Annotated in this window: 12 protein-coding genes; 7 read left to right on the top strand and 5 right to left on the bottom strand. The window is 72.3% G+C overall.

What is annotated here, in order from left to right:
* Positions 1-345 precede the first annotated feature (345 nt).
* Positions 346-1,347, bottom strand: coding sequence for a DeoR/GlpR family DNA-binding transcription regulator (locus tag ACZ43N_RS24175; protein WP_468100274.1), 1,002 nt, complete (start codon positions 1,345-1,347; stop codon positions 346-348).
* A 144-nt stretch (positions 1,348-1,491) separates the two neighbouring features.
* Complete coding sequence (locus ACZ43N_RS24170; RefSeq protein WP_468100273.1) at positions 1,492-2,940, bottom strand: NAD(P)H-quinone dehydrogenase; 1,449 nt, start codon at positions 2,938-2,940, stop codon at positions 1,492-1,494.
* Between the two features lie 682 nt (positions 2,941-3,622).
* Here ACZ43N_RS24170 and ACZ43N_RS24165 point away from each other — a divergent pair.
* The 3 genes from ACZ43N_RS24165 to ACZ43N_RS24155 all read left to right on the top strand — a co-directional run bounded on the left by ACZ43N_RS24165 (position 3,623) and on the right by ACZ43N_RS24155 (position 6,986).
* Positions 3,623-4,060, top strand: a complete 438-nt coding sequence (locus ACZ43N_RS24165) for a gamma-glutamylcyclotransferase family protein (protein WP_107463474.1) — start codon at positions 3,623-3,625, stop codon at positions 4,058-4,060.
* A 195-nt stretch (positions 4,061-4,255) separates the two neighbouring features.
* Positions 4,256-5,080: a purine-nucleoside phosphorylase gene (locus tag ACZ43N_RS24160; RefSeq protein ID WP_468100271.1), complete on the top strand. Its 825-nt coding sequence runs from the start codon at positions 4,256-4,258 to the stop codon at positions 5,078-5,080.
* Positions 5,081-5,354: 274 nt separating this feature from the next.
* On the top strand, positions 5,355-6,986 hold the full coding sequence (locus ACZ43N_RS24155) for a phospho-sugar mutase (RefSeq protein WP_468100270.1): 1,632 nt from the start codon (positions 5,355-5,357) through the stop codon (positions 6,984-6,986).
* A 91-nt stretch (positions 6,987-7,077) separates the two neighbouring features.
* Here ACZ43N_RS24155 and ACZ43N_RS24150 read toward each other — a convergent pair whose 3' ends face one another.
* Both ACZ43N_RS24150 and ACZ43N_RS24145 read right to left on the bottom strand, forming a co-directional pair.
* Positions 7,078-8,943 carry a hypothetical protein gene (locus ACZ43N_RS24150; protein ID WP_468100268.1) on the bottom strand — a complete coding sequence of 622 codons (1,866 nt, stop codon included), beginning with the start codon at positions 8,941-8,943 and terminating at the stop codon, positions 7,078-7,080.
* Positions 8,944-9,187: 244 nt separating this feature from the next.
* Positions 9,188-9,751 (bottom strand): PH domain-containing protein, encoded by a 564-nt coding sequence (locus ACZ43N_RS24145; RefSeq protein ID WP_468100341.1) that lies wholly within the window; start codon positions 9,749-9,751, stop codon positions 9,188-9,190.
* Between the two features lie 503 nt (positions 9,752-10,254).
* On the opposite strand from ACZ43N_RS24145, the gene deoC reads away from it, so the two are divergent.
* The 4 genes from deoC to ACZ43N_RS24125 all read left to right on the top strand — a co-directional run bounded on the left by deoC (position 10,255) and on the right by ACZ43N_RS24125 (position 14,406).
* Positions 10,255-11,205, top strand: coding sequence for a deoxyribose-phosphate aldolase (deoC, locus tag ACZ43N_RS24140; RefSeq protein WP_468100340.1), 951 nt, complete (start codon positions 10,255-10,257; stop codon positions 11,203-11,205).
* Positions 11,206-11,226: 21 nt separating this feature from the next.
* Positions 11,227-12,663: an aldehyde dehydrogenase family protein gene (locus ACZ43N_RS24135; RefSeq protein WP_468100266.1), complete on the top strand. Its 1,437-nt coding sequence runs from the start codon at positions 11,227-11,229 to the stop codon at positions 12,661-12,663.
* On the top strand, positions 12,656-13,549 hold the full coding sequence (locus ACZ43N_RS24130; protein ID WP_468100264.1) for an aldehyde dehydrogenase family protein: 894 nt from the start codon (positions 12,656-12,658) through the stop codon (positions 13,547-13,549). Before ACZ43N_RS24135 ends, ACZ43N_RS24130 begins: the two co-directional genes overlap by 8 nt.
* A 227-nt stretch (positions 13,550-13,776) precedes the next feature.
* A complete protein-coding gene (locus ACZ43N_RS24125) occupies positions 13,777-14,406 on the top strand; it encodes a uridine kinase family protein (protein WP_468100262.1) in 630 nt (209 codons plus the stop codon).
* Positions 14,407-14,632: 226 nt separating this feature from the next.
* Here the strand turns inward: ACZ43N_RS24125 and ACZ43N_RS24120 are convergent, their stop codons facing one another.
* Positions 14,633-15,388 carry a SigE family RNA polymerase sigma factor gene (locus tag ACZ43N_RS24120; RefSeq protein ID WP_468100260.1) on the bottom strand — a complete coding sequence of 252 codons (756 nt, stop codon included), beginning with the start codon at positions 15,386-15,388 and terminating at the stop codon, positions 14,633-14,635.
* Positions 15,389-15,563 lie beyond the last annotated feature (175 nt).

Below are 15,563 nucleotides of genomic sequence, written 5' to 3'. Positions count from 1 at the left end.
GGGACAGCCCTCAAGGGCTGTCCCAGGACGTTGGTGACACGACCTGGCGGACAGTCGGCCCGTCCGGCGCCATGGGCCCGCGGCTTCGCCGCGGAGCGCCCGGCGCCCCACACCCGCGGACGGTCCCGGTCGGATCGGCGGTGCCCTCGACGTCCTTGGCGCAGCCGACGGCTACCGGTCCGCGACGCCTCGCCGCCCTCCGGCGTACCCGACGACTACTGGTACGCCGTCGGCCCGTTGCCCGACTCCACCGCCGCCCTGGCGTAACCCCGTTCGGCGGGGGGGCCCGCCGGCCGACGGCGGCAGCCTTTGCCCCCGTGGCTCACCTGCGGCGGAACGGCCGAATCAACGGCGGCGCAGGTCCGCCACGCGGGCCGCTCGCTCCCGTTCGCGCTCGCCGGTCGGCGGCTCCCCCACCACCGTGGCGCTGCGCAACTGCGGCGCGGTGCCGTGGACCTGGTTCCGGCGGGGGCCCGGGAGCGGCATGTCCCGGCGGGACTGGCGCGCCGGGACGGCATCCTGGCCCGTGCCGCCGCCGGACGCCCCGGCCACGGAGATCTGCACCCCCTGATCGGCCAGGGCCTGCAACTCGGGCACCGCGCGGTCGTCGTGACCGGGCGGGTCGTCGGTGACCAGCCGGGTGATCACATCGGTCGGCACCGTCTGGAACATGGTGTCGGTGCCCAGTTTGGTGTGGTCGGCGAGGACGACCACCTCGGCGGCGGCCTGGACCAGCGCCCGGTCGACGGACGCCGACAGCATGTTGGACGTGGACAGGCCGCGCTCCGCGGTCAGCCCGCTGCCGGAGAGGAAGGCCTTGGAGACGCGCAGCCCCTGGAGGGACTGCTCGGCACCGGAGCCGACCAGGGCGTAGTTGGAACCGCGCAGGGTGCCACCGGTCATCACGACTTCCACACGGTTGGCGTGGGCCAACGCCTGAGCCACCAGCAGGGAGTTGGTGACGACGGTCAGCCCGGGAACCCGCGCGAGCCGGCGTGCCAGCTCCTGCGTGGTGGTCCCCGCCCCGACCACGATGGCCTCGCCCTCTTCGACGAAGCTCGCGGCGAGGTCGGCGATGGCCGTCTTCTCGGCGGTCGCGAGATGAGATTTCTGCGGAAAGCCGGACTCCCGCGTGAACCCGCCCGGCAATACCGCACCGCCGTGCCGGCGGTCGAGGAGTCCTTCTGCCTCCAGAGCGCGCACGTCCCGCCGTACGGTCACTTCGGAGGTCTGGACGACGCGGGCGAGCTCACGGAGCGACACGGCTCCGTTGGCACGCACCATTTCGAGGATCAATTGGCGACGTTCTGCAGCGAACACGAAACTGACAGTAACGCCAACGACCATCTGCTTTCAGCAGTTTGCGCCGAATAACAGAAGTTGTTCGCACCGTGGGGCGAGGAGTGATATAGGGACCATCCGGGACGTAAACGCGACGGGTCCGAGCCGCCGGCCGGCTCGGACCCGTTCCTGTGCTGCCGTTCGACCTCGTCAGACGCCGCCGCCCGACTTGCGGGTGTGGAGCTGGCGGGCGACCTCGGCGATCGAGCCCGACAGGGACGGGTACACGGTGAAGGCGTTCGCGATCTGTTCGACGGTCAGGTTGTTGTCGACCGCGATCGAGATGGGGTGAATCAGTTCCGAGGCGCGCGGGGAGACCACGACGCCCCCGACGACGATGCCGGTGCCCGGCCGGCAGAAGATCTTGACGAAACCGTCGCGGATGCCCTGCATCTTGGCGCGCGGGTTGCGCAGCAGCGGCAGCTTCACGCCGACGGCGTCGATGACCCCGGCGTCGAGGTCGGCCTGGGTGTAGCCGACGGTGGCGATCTCGGGGTCGGTGAAGACGTTGGACGACACGGTCTTCAGGTTCAGCGGGGCCACCGCGTCGCCGAGGAAGTGGTACATGGCGATACGGCCCTGCATGGCGGCCACGGAGGCGAGGGCGAACACGCCGGTGACGTCACCGGCCGCGTACACGCCCGGGGCCGACGTCCGCGAGACCTTGTCGGTCCAGATGTGCCCGGAGTCCTTGAGCTTGACCCCGGCCTCCTCCAGCCCCATGCCGGCGCTGTTCGGAATGGCGCCGACGGCCATCAGGCAGTGCGATCCGCTGATGACGCGCCCGTCCGCGAGGGTCACCTCGACCCGGTCGCCGACCCGCTTGGCGGACTGGGCCCGCGAGCGCGCCATGACGTTCATGCCGCGCCTGCGGAACACGTCCTCCAGAACGGCGGCGGCGTCGGGGTCCTCGCCCGGCAGCACGCGGTCACGGCTGGACACGAGGGTGACCCGCGAACCGAGCGCCTGATAGGCACCGGCGAACTCGGCACCCGTCACACCCGACCCGACCACGATCAGCTCTTCGGGCAGCTCGTCGAGGTCGTACACCTGTGTCCAGTTGAGGATCCGCTCCCCGTCGGGCTGTGCGTCGGGCACCTCACGCGGATGGCCACCGGTGGCGATGAGGACGGCGTCGGCGATCAGGGTCTCCTCGGACCCGTCGGCCGCCCTGACGACGACCTTGCGCGACCCGTCGAGATCCTGCTGCCCGACCAGCCGCCCGCGCCCGCGCATGACACGCGCGCCGGCGCGCGTCACGGAGGCGGTGATGTCATGCGACTGCGCCAGCGCGAGCCGTTTCACACGCCGGTTGACCTTGCCGAGGTCGACCCCGACGACACGCGCGGGCGTGTCGATGTACGGGGTGTCGTCGGCGACGATGATGCCCAGCTCCTCGTACGACGAGTCGAAGGTGGTCATCACCTCGGCGGTAGCGATGAGCGTCTTCGACGGCACGCAGTCGGTCAGCACCGACGCCCCGCCCAGACCGTCGCAGTCCACGACGGTCACCTCCGCGCCGAGCTGCGCGGCCACCAGCGCCGCTTCATAGCCGCCGGGTCCGCCACCGATGATCACGATCCGAGTCACGTACTCCATTCTCCCGCACGAACCCCGATGCGACGGAGTCGGGGTCCTGCGGTCCCGTCAACGACGGGGGGAGCGGCTTCTTGGGCCTCTCCGGAGCGGCAGCGGGGGGAAGGGATCCGGGGGCGGGCGGCCGGGGCGGACCGGGCGCGGGGAGACCGCCCGGGCAGCAGGGAAACCCGGCGCGGGGGCTCCGGCGGCGGCCGTGGGATCGGTCGCGGGGACGCTCGGGCAACCGGCACCGGCCTCAGGAGGCGCTCATCAACCGGGAAGCGACAGCCGGGGGCGCTCGGCAGCAGGGGAGCCGGCTGCGAGGGGGTGGGCACCGGGGCACGGGCCGCGGGAGGGACGTTCGGGCAGCGCGGAACCGGCCTCGGAGGCGCTCGGCAACCGGCCAGCCGGCGGCCGGGGGCACTCAGGCACCCGGGGAGTCAGCCGCCGAGGGGCGGGCACCCAGGGAACCGGCGGCAGAAGGCTCGCGGGACGGGGCGCGGAGGAGCGCTCGGCAACCGGGGGTCGGCCGCGATGAACACACGGGCGCGCACCCGGGGGCGCGCCGGACCGGCCCGGGGGGCCGTCCAGGGGCGCGGGCAACTGCGCGACCTGCCACAACGGACACGCATCCCGCCGACGCACCCCCTCCCCCGCCCCCTCCCGCCCCGCCCACCCCGGCGGAGCGCTTACGCTCTCCCCCATGTCGCTCTACGCCGCCTACGCCGGCAACCTCGACGCCCGCCTGATGTCCCGCCGCGCCCCCCACTCCCCGCTGCGCGCGACCGGCTGGCTGAACGACTGGCGCCTGACCTTCGGCGGCGAGCACATGGGCTGGGAGGGCGCGCTCGCCACGGTCGTCGAGGCCCCCCGCTCCCAGGTCTTCGTGGCGCTGTACGACATCGCCCCGATGGACGAGGAGGCGATGGACCGGTGGGTGGGTGTCGGCCTCGACATATACCGCCGGATGAGGGTCCGGGTGCACACCCTGGAGGGCGAGGAGCCGGCCTGGGTCTACGTCCTCAACGGCTACGAGGGCGGCCTGCCCTCCGCCCGCTACCTCGGCGAGATCGCCGACGCCGCGGAGTCCGCTGGAGCCCCGCACGACTATGTGATGGAACTTCGCAAGCGACCGTGCTGAGGTCCACGCCACCTCTCGTCCGGCGTTCCCGCGCGCCGGTGTCCGACCCCGCTCGACAGGGCGCGTCGGGTCCGCCTGGCACCCCTCGTGCGGCCCACCCGGCGCCCCCTTTGGCGGGAAACGACAAGACAACGATCCCAATCCCGTGAGGCTTGTCATCTACGCGCGTAGGCCGAGAACGGATACTCTCGTCGCGTGAACGCTTCTCTTCTTCCGGACGACATCCAGGGCGACCCCTACGCCGCCGCCGACGCCGCCGCCGCGCGCCTGCGGGAGCTCACGGGCGCCGAGACCCACGACGTCGCCCTCGTGATGGGCTCCGGCTGGGCCCCGGCCGTGGACGCGCTCGGCGCCCCCGAGGCCGAGTTCCAGGTCACCGAGCTGCCCGGCTTCCCGCCCCCGGCGGTGGAGGGCCACGGCGGCAAGATCCGCTCGTACAGGATCGGTGACAAGCGCGCTCTCGTGTTCCTGGGCCGCACCCACTACTACGAGGGCCGCGGCGTCGCCGCCGTCGCGCACGGCGTCCGTACGGCCGTCGCCGCCGGCGTCAAGACGATCGTGCTGACCAACGGCTGCGGCGGCCTCCGCGAGGGCATGCGCCCCGGCCAGCCGGTTCTGATCAGCGACCACCTGAACCTGACGGCGACGTCGCCGATCGTCGGCGCGAACTTCGTCGACCTGACGGACCTGTACTCGCCGCGGCTGCGCGCCCTGTGCAAGGAGATCGACCCCTCCCTGGAGGAGGGCGTCTACGCGCAGTTCACGGGCCCGCACTACGAGACCCCGGCGGAGATCCGCATGGCCCGCGTCATCGGCGCGGACCTCGTCGGCATGTCGACGGTCCTGGAGGCCATCGCCGCGCGCGAGGCGGGCGCGGAGGTCCTGGGTATCTCCCTGGTCACCAACCTGGCGGCCGGCATGACCGGCGAGCCCCTCAACCACGAGGAGGTCCTCCAGGCGGGCCGCGACTCCGCAACCCGGATGGGCGAGCTGCTGACGCAGGTGCTGGACCGTCTGTAGCCGCGGCAGAGCTCGGAGGGCTCGGGACGTCGGCGGGCGCGGGTGGTATGTGGTTCCTCGCGCAGTTCCCCGCGCCCTGAAAATCGACCGGGGCTGCGCCCCGTGCTTTTCCGGATGAAGGGCGGGCCGCGGGCCCAACCCTTCAGGGGCACGGGAAACTGCGCGAACACCCCCCACCCACTCGCACCCGCCAACGAAGCCCCGCACCCTTGAGCCACTGGGCGCCCTCGGCCCCGAACCCGACGCCGACGAACAAGAGAGGTTGGACCCCGACGTGCAGGACGAACTCATCGCACGGGCCAGGACATGGCTCGCCGAGGACCCCGACGCGGAGACCCGCGAGGAACTCGCCGGGCTCATCGACGCCGGGGACACCGCGGAGCTCGCCGCACGCTTCAGCGGCACCCTCCAGTTCGGCACCGCCGGCCTCCGCGGGGAACTCGGAGCGGGCCCCCTGCGCATGAACCGTTCGGTGGTCATCCGCGCGGCGGCGGGTCTCGCCGCGTACCTGAACAAGCAGGGCTCCACCGGCGGCCTCGTCGTCATCGGATACGACGCGCGCCACAAGTCGGCGGACTTCGCCCGCGACACCGCCGCGGTCATGACCGGCGCCGGTCTGCGCGCCGCCATCCTGCCCCGACCGCTCCCGACCCCGGTCCTGGCCTTCGCCATAAGGCACCTGGGCGCGGTGGCCGGCGTGGAGGTCACGGCCAGCCACAACCCGCCCCGCGACAACGGTTACAAGGTCTACCTCGGCGACGGTTCGCAGATCGTGCCCCCGGCCGACGCGGAGATCGCGGCCGAGATCGACGCCGTACGCTCCCTCGCCGACGTCCCCCGCCCCGACGACGGCTGGGCGACCCTGGACGACAGCGTCCTCGGCGCCTATCTGGCCCGCACGGACGCCGTCCTCGCCGAGGGCTCCCCCCGGACCGCGCGCACCGTCTACACGGCGATGCACGGCGTCGGCAGGGACACCCTGCTCGCCGCGTTCGCCCGGGCCGGGTTCCCGGAGCCGGTGCTGGTCGCGGAGCAGGCCGAGCCGGACCCGGACTTCCCGACCGTGGCCTTCCCCAACCCGGAGGAGCCCGGCGCGATGGACCTGGCCTTCGCGAAGGCCCGCGAGACGGACCCCGACCTGATCGTCGCCAACGACCCGGACGCCGACCGCTGCGCCGTGGCCGTCAAGGACGGGGCGGACTGGCGCATGCTGCGCGGCGACGAGGTGGGCGCGCTCCTCGCCACCCATCTGGTCCGGCGCGGCGCCCAGGGCACCTTCGCCGAGTCGATCGTCTCCTCCTCCCTCCTCGGCCGTATCGCCGGGAAGGCGGGCCTGCCCTACGAGGAGACCCTCACCGGCTTCAAGTGGATCGCCCGCGTCGACGGCCTGCGCTACGGCTACGAGGAGGCCCTCGGCTACTGCGTCGACCCCGAGGGCGTGCGCGACAAGGACGGCATCACCGCCGCCCTCCTCATCACGGAGCTGGCCTCGCAGCTGAAGGAGGAGGGCCGCACCCTCCTGGACCTCCTCGACGACATCGCCGTCGAGCACGGTCTGCACGCCACCGACCAGCTCTCCGTCCGCGTCGAGGACCTGTCGGTCATCGCACGCGCCATGGAGCAGCTCCGCGAGCAGCCGCCGACCACCCTCGCGGGCCTCGCCATCACCAAGGCGGAGGACCTCACCCGGGGCACGGACCGGCTCCCGCCCACGGACGGCCTGCGCTACACGCTCGACGGCGCCCGCGTGATCGTCCGGCCCAGCGGCACCGAGCCCAAGCTCAAGTGCTACCTGGAGGTGGTCGTCCCGGTCGCCGCCCACGCCGACCTCCCCGAGGCCCGCGCGACGGCGACGGACCTCCTGGCGAAGATCAAGCAGGACCTCTCGGCCGCCGCCGGCATCTGAGCCCCCGGCGCTCCGCCCCGAGCAGCACGCCGAGCCCCGGCCGACGATCGTCGGCCGGGGCTTCCGCCATGTCGCCCGGTGTCGCGGCGCCCTACGGCACCTGAACCAACGCCGCCACCCACACCAACCCCAGGACCACGCCCAGCGGCCACAGCGCCCGGCCCCGTTCGCGTTCGCCGCTCGCCCGCGTGGGCCGCAGGGCCGGGTCCTGCCACATCGCGGTGATCTCGGCGGCCGTCCGCTCGTACGGGTGGACCAGCCCGCACCGTCGCTCCAGCCGGGCCCAGCGGGGCGCGTGCGCCCTCCAGGCCGCGCCGAACCGGGGCCGGCGGCTGTCCACCTTGAGCTCGCCGCCCTCGCACCGCACGGTCATGATGTGGTCCCACTCGATGTGCCGGACCCCGAGCATGCCGTTGAACCAGAGCCCGTCCCGGTCGGCGGTGATACGCCACGCGGCCATGCGCGGCAGCAGCAGGACGCCGATGAGCCCGAGGAGGGCGCCAGGGACGTACCGCCAGCCGCCGCCCTCGGACAGCACCATCGCCGACGCCCACAGCACGACCACCAGGCAGACGGACCAGTCCAGCCAACCGGCCCGCCACCGCCGTACCGCCCCGGACGCCAGCCGCTCGGTGATTCCGTCGGCCGCGGCCGCGCGCCGGTCCGCGTACACCGCGGCCCGCCGGGCCCGTGCCTTCTCCGCCGCGGTCCGCAGCCGTACCGCCCGCTCGGACAGGGCCCGCACGGGCCCCATGGACGACTCGACGACGCACTCCTCGTCCCCCGAACCGCCGCTCCCCTCCGGCTCCTCCGCGCGCTCCGCCCCGGCGCCTGCACCCTCCGAGACCACCGCCGGCACGCCGGCCGGGCCCGCGGGCTCGGCACCCCGCTGCGGCGCCTCTGCCTCGCCCTCGCCCGCCTCCTGGCCCCCCTCGCTGCCCTCGTCGGCGCCGTTCCGGGCGTCCTCGGGCGCGCTGACGATCACGAGTTCCCCGCCGTCGTACGGCGCTCCGTACAGCACGGCCTCGCGCAGCGGCCCGGGCTGTGTCACCTCGTCGGCGTCACCGTCGAGGGAGTCGAGGAGCGCCTCCACCTCCTTCTCCTTGAGCAGGCGGGCCTCCTCGTCCTCATCCTCGTCATCGTCGTCGTACCACTCCTCGGCCGTGACGGTGAACATCGGCCGCAGCGCCGCCACATCGTCGGCGGTGAAGACCTCCACGTCGCCGTTGGCGCCGTCGCGCACGAGGACCCGCAGGACCGGGACAGGGGTGCCCCGCAGCCCGGCGGCGCGGCGACGGGCGAGCCGGCCGGAGGCCAGCGCGGTGAGCCCCCAGCCGACCACGAACCACCCGGCCAGCATGGCCTCCCGGCGGTCGGTGGCCGCTTCCCACCCGGACGCGACGGCGACGAACGCCCCGCCGAGGACCGCGAGGACCAGCCCCAGCGCGATGAGGAACCGCCCGCGCCGCAGCGGCCCGACGCCGTCCGGCACCACGGCGGTGACCCCCTCGGCGGCGCTCACGGCCCACTGCCGCTGCATCCGCCGCGCGCTCATCCGGAACTCGGCGAGCGCCCAGGCGGCGTTCACCAGGAGGAAGCCCACGAGGACCGGAAGGTCGTGCGTGCCGGCGTACCAGGCGAGGACGAGGGTCAGCACAGGGCCGGAGACCCGCAGGGCCTCGGGGCGCGCCAGGGTCCACACGAGGTGCAGGGGAACGAGCGCGGCGAGTGCGGGCGGCACGTCACGGGAGTTGGCCAGCCAGAAGCCGGCCGTCAGTCCGACCATGGCCAGGGCGAGCAGGTGCAGGGACCTCATCCGCACCGGCACCCACGCCGGGGGCTGCGCCCGCGCCCACAGACGCGCCTTCTCCCCGCTCCAGGCCGGGCAGCCCTCGGGCACGGCGGACTCGGGCAGCCGCCGCAACGGCTGCCCCGGGGACTCGATATTCGTACTCATCGCTACCTAGACACTCGGACCGCAACGGTGCTCGTCATTCGTACGACCGTACGGCCCAAGCCTGACGGACCCTCAGTACGGGTGCCCTACGGCGCGAGAAGCGGCGGTTCCAGGGTGTTTTGCGGGTTCCGGTGCCTTTGGGGACCGTTCCGTCACCTTTGCGGACCGCCCCGGAGCCATGACGGGCAGTTCCGGAGCCACGCCCGGCACGAAGTCGGCATGATCCGAGCGAAGGCCCCGGCGCTCACCCCAGCGCGATCAGGATCGCCAGCAGTACGGCTCCCGCCGCCGCCGGTCCCATGACCTCCCAGGCCCAGCGGACGGTCGGCTCCCCCTGGGACCCCGGCGCCTTCGCGCGCGCCTCGCACAGCTCGCGCAGGTCGGCCATGATCTGGTCGGTCTCGGCGCGGACGGTCCGCGGCTCCAGCGACGTACGGCCGCTGCTGTCGCCCTTGGCAGCCCTGCCGGACTCCCGGGCCTGCTGCCGGGCGGCCTTCTTGCGGGCGCGCAACGACACGGGGACGGCCCACAGCTGGTACTTGGTCCCGGCCTCGTCGATCACCTCGTTGGAGTAACCGGACCGCAGCGAGGCGACCGAGGCCCAGGGCAGTTCGATCACGCGGAACGGATTGCGCACCCGGAGCCGGTCGTCGTTGGCGAAGACGGCGGGCCGCACCGAGAAGGCCACCACCAGCGGCACGGCCAGCAGCATCGCCGCCAGCGCCAGCCAGGGCGTACGCCCATCCCCGGTGATCACCGCGTCCGCGCCGAGCCATCCGAAGAGCCCGAGGAGCAGCACACCGCCCACGAGCCCGCCGGGCGACCGGTAGGCGCGGTCCTTGTAGACGGGCTTGGCGGGCCGGGGGGCCGCCGGAGGCGCCTGCTGCGGCCGGGCTTTCGCGGCTTCGGGAGCCCGCTCGGCCTTCGGGGTCTCCGAGGACGGCGTGCCCTGCGATGACGTCGAGGCCTGCGAGCGCTTCCGGGATTCCGGCTGCTGCTGGGACGACGGTCGATCCGGGGTGGTCATGCTCCCGATTCTGCACGACACCCCGAACGGGGCCCTCGCACGGCCCCCGGTCCACTCCCTCCCCACCCCTGGCTCTCACCTGCCGGGCCACCGGCCCCCACCACCGCAAGGCCCCCGGGCTCCGCCCTTCCGCAGCCCGGCGCGGCCCGCACACCGCTTCGGGCCCGACCCCCACAAGCCACCGGCCCCCCGCGCCGCTCCGGACGCCATCCCGTCCCGCACAGTTCGACGAGACTCCGGGGGTGTACACCCGCTACGCGCGTAGATATGCTCGTCTGGTGACCATGTCCACAGCCGCACCCCACGCCCTAGCCGACGTCACCGCGTCCGACAGCACACTGCGCCGCTTCCTCCACGGACTGGCCGGTGTGGACGCGGTTGGCCTGGAGGCGCGCGCCGCCTCCCTCGGCACCCGTTCCATCAAGACGACCGCCAAGGCGTACGCCATCGACCTGGCGATCTCCATGGTCGACCTGACGACGCTGGAAGGCGCGGACACCCCGGGCAAGGTCCGGGCCCTCGGCGCCAAGGCGGTCCACCCCGACCCCACCGACCGCACGACCCCGTCCACGGCGGCGGTCTGCGTGTACCCCGACATGGTCGCCACCGCCAAGGCGGCCGTCGCGGGGTCCAGCGTGAAGGTCGCCTCGGTCGCCACCGCCTTCCCGGCGGGCCGCGCCCCCCTGTCGGTCAAGCTGGCCGACGTCCGGGAGGCGGTGGACGCCGGCGCGGACGAGATCGACATGGTCATCGACCGGGGCGCGTTCCTCGCGGGCCGCTACCTGAAGGTGTACGACGAGATCGTCGCCGTGAAGGAGGCCTGCGGCGCCGCCCGCCTGAAGGTCATCTTCGAGACGGGCGAGCTCTCGACGTACGACAACATCCGCCGCGCCAGCTGGCTGGGCATGCTCGCGGGCGCGGACTTCATCAAGACCTCGACCGGCAAGGTCGCGGTCAACGCCACCCCCGCCAACACCCTCCTCATGCTGGAGGCCGTCCGCGACTTCCGCGCCCAGACCGGTGTGCAGGTCGGTGTGAAGCCGGCCGGCGGCATCCGCACGTCCAAGGACGCGATCAAGTTCCTGGTCCTGGTCAACGAGACCGCCGGCGAGGACTGGCTGGACAACCACTGGTTCCGCTTCGGCGCCTCCTCGCTCCTGAACGACCTGCTGATGCAGCGCCAGAAGCTGGCCACCGGCCGCTACTCCGGCCCCGACTACGTGACGGTGGACTGAGACCCCATGACCATGGAAAAGATGTCACCCGTATTCGAGTACGCCCCGGCCCCCGAGTCCCGCGCGATCGTCGACATCGCGCCCTCGTACGGCCTGTTCATCGACGGCGAGTTCACCGAGGCGGCCGACGGCAAGGTCTTCAAGACCGTCAGCCCCGCCTCCGAGGAGGTCCTCTCCGAGATCGCCCAGGCCGGTGAGGCCGATGTCGACCGCGCCGTGCAGGCGGCCCGCAAGGCATTCGAGAAGTGGTCGGCGTTGCCCGGCTCGGAGCGCGCGAAGTACCTCTTCCGCATCGCCCGCATCATCCAGGAACGCAGCCGTGAGCTGGCGGTCCTGGAGACGCTGGACAACGGCAAGCCGATCAAGGAGACCCGCGACGCCGACCTGCCCCTGGTCGCCGCGCACTTCTTCTACTACGCCGGCTGGGCCGACAAGCTCGACCACGCCGGCTTCGGCGCGAACCCCAGGCCGCTGGGTGTCGCGGGCCAGGTCATCCCGTGGAACTTCCCGCTGCTGATGCTGGCGTGGAAGATCGCCCCGGCCCTGGCCACCGGCAACACGGTCGTCCTCAAGCCGGCGGAGACCACTCCACTGACGGCGCTGTTCTTCGCGGACATCTGCCGCCAGGCGGGCCTGCCCAAGGGCGTCGTCAACATCCTCCCCGGCTACGGCGACACGGGCGCGGCCCTGGTCGCGCACCCCGACGTCAACAAGGTGGCTTTCACCGGCTCCACGGCCGTCGGCAAGGAGATCGCGAAGACGGTCGCCGGCACCCGCAAGAAGCTCACCCTGGAGCTGGGCGGCAAGGGCGCGAACATCGTCTTCGACGACGCCCCGATCGACCAGGCCGTCGAGGGCATCGTGAGCGGCATCTTCTTCAACCAGGGCCAGGTCTGCTGCGCGGGCTCCCGCCTCCTGGTCCAGGAGTCGATCCAGGACGAGCTGCTGGACTCCCTGAAGCGCCGCCTGTCGACGCTCCGCCTCGGCGACCCGCTCGACAAGAACACGGACATCGGGGCGATCAACTCCGAGGAGCAGCTGACCCGGATCACCTCGCTCGTCGAGAAGGGCGAGGCGGAGGGCGCCGAGCGCTGGTCCCCGGCGTGCGAACTGCCCGCCGCGGGTTACTGGTTCGCGCCGACGCTGTTCACGAACGTCACCCAGGCGCACACCATCGCCCGCGACGAGATCTTCGGCCCGGTGCTGTCGGTGCTGACCTTCCGCACCCCGGACGAGGCCGTCGCCAAGGCCAACAACAGCCAGTACGGCCTCTCGGCGGGCATCTGGACCGAGAAGGGCTCCCGGATCCTGGCCGTCGCGAACAAGCTCCGCGCGGGCGTCGTCTGGTCCAACACGTTCAACAAGTTCGACCCGACCTCGCCGTTCGGCGGCTACAAGGAGTCGGGCTTCGGCCGCGAGGGCGGCCGCCACGGCCTGGAGGCGTACCTCGATGTCTGAACCGAACCGTCTGAGCGTCTTCAAGACCTACAAGCTGTACGTCGGCGGGAAGTTCCCGCGTTCGGAGAGCGGCCGGGTGTACGAGGTGAGCGACGCAAAGGGCAAGTGGCTGGCCAACGCGCCGCTCTCCTCCCGCAAGGACGCCCGTGACGCGGTGGTCGCCGCCCGCAAGGCGTTCGCCGCCTGGTCCGGCGCGACGGCGTACAACCGGGGTCAGGTCCTGTACCGGGTCGCGGAGATGCTGGAGGGCCGCAAGGGCCAGTTCGTCCACGAGGTCGCCGACGCCGAGGGCCTGTCGAAGTCGAAGGCCGCCGCCCAGGTGGAGGCGACGATCGACCGCTGGGTCTGGTACGCGGGCTGGACCGACAAGATCGCCCAGGTGGTGGGCGGCGGGAACCCGGTGGCGGGCCCGTACTTCAACCTGTCGGCCCCCGAGCCCACCGGTGTCGTCGCCGTCCTCGCCCCGCAGGAGTCGTCCTTCCTGGGCCTGGTGTCGGTGGTCGCCCCCGTCATCGCCACGGGCAACACTGCCGTCGTCGTGGCCTCCGAGAAGTCCCCGCTGCCGGCACTGTCGCTGGGCGAGGTCCTGGCCACCTCCGACGTACCCGGCGGCGTGGTGAACGTCCTGTCCGGCCGTACGGCGGAGATCGCGACGCCGCTCGCCGCCCACCAGGACGTCAACGCGATCGACCTGGCCGGTGCGGACGACCTGCTCGCCAAGGAGCTGGAGATCGCCGCCGCCGACAACCTGAAGCGGGTGCTGCGTCCACAGCCTGTGGACGACTGGTCGGCGACTCCGGGGATCGACCGCATGACGGCGTTCCTGGAGACGAAGACGGTGTGGCACCCGACGGGGTCGCTGGGAGCGTCGGGTTCCTCGTACTGACGGATACTGACGGACGCGGGGAGCATCGCCGGCCCGGCCGTGACGACCTGGGTCGTCACGGCCGGGCAACGGCGCTCGGAGCACAGAGTGCCGAGACCATGAGCGCGATCCCCTCCGGCTACCGAAAGCAAGAAGGAAGGCACACACGGTAGTTGGTGTGTGATGTGCGCTCCAAGGGCGACCCGGCCACTCGGCGGGAGCCGCGCGATGCCTCACACTGGACTCTCGTGAGTTCGCATCCCCCGATACCGACCCGGGTCGTCCTGCTGTCCGGTCCGTCCGGCTCAGGCAAGTCCCTCCTCGCCGCCCGCTCCGGCCTGCCCGTGCTGCGGCTCGACGACTTCTACAAGGAGGGCGACGACCCGACGCTGCCGCTGGTGGAGGGCAGCACGGACATCGACTGGGATCACCCGCTGTCCTGGGACGCGGACACCGCCGTCGCGGCGATCGAGGAGCTGTGCCGCACGGGGCGTACGACCGTGCCGACGTACGACATCTCCCTCAGCGCGCGTACCGGCGCGGAGACCCTGTACATCGAGCGGACCCCGCTGTTCATCGCCGAGGGCATCTTCGCCGCGGAGATCGTGGGGCGCTGCCGCGAACTCGGCGTCCTCGGCGACGCGCTGTGCCTGACCCGGGGTCCGGTGACCACGTTCCGCCGTCGCTTCCTGCGCGATCTGAAGGAGGGCCGCAAGTCGGTGCCCTTCCTGCTGCGGCGCGGCTGGCGGCTGATGCGTCTGGAGCGTTCGATCGTGGCCCGGCAGGCCGAGCTGGGCGCCCACCCCTGTGACAAGGACGAGGCGCTCGGACGGCTGGCGTCGGCCGCCGCGGGCCGCCACGCGCAGACGCCGGCCTAGAAACCGCTGGTCCGGAAACCGCGGCATCGCAAAAGCGGGACTGGACGGACCCCCCGGCCCTCCAGCCCCGCTTCCCCCGTTGTTCCCCGTCGTGACCCCGTGTCCCCCGTGGTCCCGTCGGTTCCCCCCGGTTGTCGCGGCGGCGCTCCCCCGCGCCACCGCGATCTCCCCTGGATCCCCCGTGATCCCCTTGCTTCCCCCCGCTTACCCTGCTCCCCCCGGACCTTCAGGCGACAAGCTCCCCGAAGGACTCCTCCTCGTCACGGCCGAAGCTGAGGACCTCGTCCTCACGCAGGCGGCGCAGGGACCGCCAGATGCTGGACTTCACCGTGCCGACACTGATGTCGAGGATCTCCGCGATCTCCGGGTCGGTGCGGCCCTCGTAGTAACGGAGGACCAGCATCGTCCGCTGGAGTTCGGGGAGGCGGGCGAGCGCCTGCCACAGGACGGCGCGCAGCTCCGTGCCGCGCATCGCGTCCGTGTCTCCGGCGGTCTCCGGCAGCTCCTCGGTCGGGTACTCGTTCAGCTTGCGGCGGCGCCACGCGCTGATGTGCAGATTGGTCATGGTGCGGCGGAGGTAGCCCCCGACCGCGGCCTTGTCACTGATCCGGTCCCACGCCTTGTACGTCGAGAAGAGGGCGCTCTGGAGGAGGTCCTCGGCCTCGAAGCGGTCACCGGTCAGGTGGTAGGCGGTTGCGTACAGGGAGGCACGACGCTCCTGGACGTAGGCGGTGAACTCCGCCTCCGACACAGAACGGCGTTCCCCCGTGCCCTCCCCGTACGCGGCCCCCGTTCCCCCGTGAGCCACCCCCGTGGTTCCCCCCACGTGTGCGTCAACCACCGACATGTACGTGGTGTGCTGACGCCCGGTGCCGCGAGCGCACCCCCGCCCGCTCACGGCACCGGACTTCTCCGAGTTCCGGATGACGTCGTGGAGACGCGTGACAACTGCGCTAGTGCTGTTGCTGTGCAGCGTGTTCATCTCGCGCCCCCCGTCGTGGAGTTCCGGTCTCTCGCCCCGCTCCGGCGCTTCGCCTCCGCGGTGCTTCCTGCCTGTGCCGAAAAGATTGCCCGGCCACTTTCATGGCCGTGTCCGCCGACTGTCACAGACCTGTCACAGGGGCGGGTCCCTGGGAAGACACACGGCGCTCACAGAG

The organism is Streptomyces sp. NPDC030814 (assembly GCF_055572155.1).
This window is presented reverse-complemented; position numbering and strand designations above follow the sequence as displayed.

Bases quoted from the DNA above. Each gene is read 5' to 3' on its own strand.
- ACZ43N_RS24130 (WP_468100264.1), top strand. From the start codon at position 12,656: ATGTCTGAACCGAACCGTCTGAGCGTCTTCAAGACCTACAAGCTGTAC.
- deoC (WP_468100340.1), top strand. From the start codon at position 10,255: ATGTCCACAGCCGCACCCCACGCCCTAGCCGACGTCACCGCGTCCGAC.
- ACZ43N_RS24135 (WP_468100266.1), top strand. From the start codon at position 11,227: ATGTCACCCGTATTCGAGTACGCCCCGGCCCCCGAGTCCCGCGCGATC.
- ACZ43N_RS24175 (WP_468100274.1), bottom strand. From the start codon at position 1,347: ATGGTCGTTGGCGTTACTGTCAGTTTCGTGTTCGCTGCAGAACGTCGC.
- ACZ43N_RS24120 (WP_468100260.1), bottom strand. From the start codon at position 15,388: ATGAACACGCTGCACAGCAACAGCACTAGCGCAGTTGTCACGCGTCTC.
- ACZ43N_RS24170 (WP_468100273.1), bottom strand. From the start codon at position 2,940: ATGGAGTACGTGACTCGGATCGTGATCATCGGTGGCGGACCCGGCGGC.
- ACZ43N_RS24165 (WP_107463474.1), top strand. From the start codon at position 3,623: ATGTCGCTCTACGCCGCCTACGCCGGCAACCTCGACGCCCGCCTGATG.
- ACZ43N_RS24150 (WP_468100268.1), bottom strand. From the start codon at position 8,943: ATGAGTACGAATATCGAGTCCCCGGGGCAGCCGTTGCGGCGGCTGCCC.